We start from the raw sequence: 1,629 nt of genomic DNA on the forward strand, positions 1-1,629 counted from the left end.
ATATTTATACTATATACTAAATGAATACAATTATGTATTCATTTAAAATAAAAGAGGAAAGATGCCCTGCATCCCGGCATCTCCCCTCTTTTATACGATTTACTATTATTTTATAAAACAGTAAATGAGAATCAATAATATATCATCAGACTACTTTCCATCCGTTGGAGAAACTACATTTTCCTCCTTACTCATTAAACTGTGACTTCTACTATAAGTGAAATAGATTACAGCCCCTATGCACAACCATATTACACATACCATTTGAGTAAAATGAGGCAGATTCCATATCAGATAAGCACAAAATATTATAGACACTGCAGGAACAAAAGGTACCCATGGACATCTAAACGGCCTCTCATATTCCGGTCTTGTCTTCCTCAAAACTATGACTGAAGCAGATACTATAATGAAGGCAATCAATGTACCTATGTTTGTAAGCGTTGCCAGCTCTCCCAGAGAAACAAATCCTGACAGCAGCATTACTATAACTCCAACAAGCATAGTACTCTTTATAGGTGTTCTAAATTTAGGATGTACATCTGAAAAAACTTCAGGGAGCAGGCCATCTCTGGACAATGAGAACAATATACGGGTTGAACCATAAGTCATAACCAGAAGTACAGAAGTAAGTCCGCACACTGCGCCAATAGATACCAGTGCAGATCCCCAGGAAATCCCTATCTTTTGCAGTGCAAACGCCACTGGAGCTGCAGTAGTTTTATAAGTATAATATGGAAGCACTCCTGTCAGCACTGCTGAAACCAATATATACAATAAAGTACAGACAAGCAGGGAACCTAATATACCTATAGGCAGATCCTTTTGTGGATTTTTAACTTCTTCAGCTGCCGTGGAAACAGCATCAAAACCTATATAGGCAAAGAATATAACTGCTGCGCCCTTAAATACGCCGCTGACACCATAAGGGAAAAATGGGTGATAGTTAGTGGGTTTAATATGTCCTACTCCTAAAATTATGAACAGTATTACCACACTTAATTTTATCAAAACAAGTATATCATTGAGTTTTGCACTCTGGCTCATGCCTCTGAAAAGGAAAAGTACTATTACAAGCAAGATCAATATACATGGCAGATTTATTATACCTCCGTTTGCAGGCGGATTGACTAAGGCTGCTGGTAATTTGATTCCTCCAGATTCGAAAAGTGCCACTATATAACCAGACCATCCAACCGCAACTGCTGAAACCGCTACCATATATTCCATCAGTAAATCCCAGCCTATCATCCAGGCCCATATTTCACCTAAACCTACATAGCCAAAGGTATAGGCACTACCTGCTACAGGAATCATTGCGGCCATTTCCGAATAGCATAGCGCGGCAAAACAACATGTAACTCCCGAGAATATAAAAGATAATATTAGTGCTGGCCCTGCGTAATTTGCAGCAGCAACCCCTGTCAGTACAAAGATGCCCGTCCCAACTATGGCACCTATTCCCAACATGGCGAGTTCAAGAGGTCCCAATACTTTTTTCAATGATTTTTTCCCCTTAGTTTCGGCTAACAACTTATCTAGCTCTTTAGTCCTAAATATAGAATTATTTGTAGCCATACTTACACTCCCTTCAAAAATAATATTAATAAATTTAAAACTATTATAATT

Annotated in this window: 1 protein-coding gene; it reads right to left on the reverse strand. The window is 38.4% G+C overall.

The annotated features are described in order from the left end of the window. Window positions 1-150: 150 nt before the first annotated feature. Window positions 151-1,578 (reverse strand): amino acid permease, encoded by a 1,428-nt coding sequence (locus J5G60_RS18230; RefSeq protein WP_150359061.1) that lies wholly within the window; start codon window positions 1,576-1,578, stop codon window positions 151-153. Window positions 1,579-1,629: the final 51 nt, after the last annotated feature.

Source organism: Clostridium sp. HV4-5-A1G, from assembly GCF_900184915.1.
Lineage (GTDB): Bacteria > Bacillota > Clostridia > Clostridiales > Clostridiaceae > Clostridium_B > Clostridium_B aromativorans.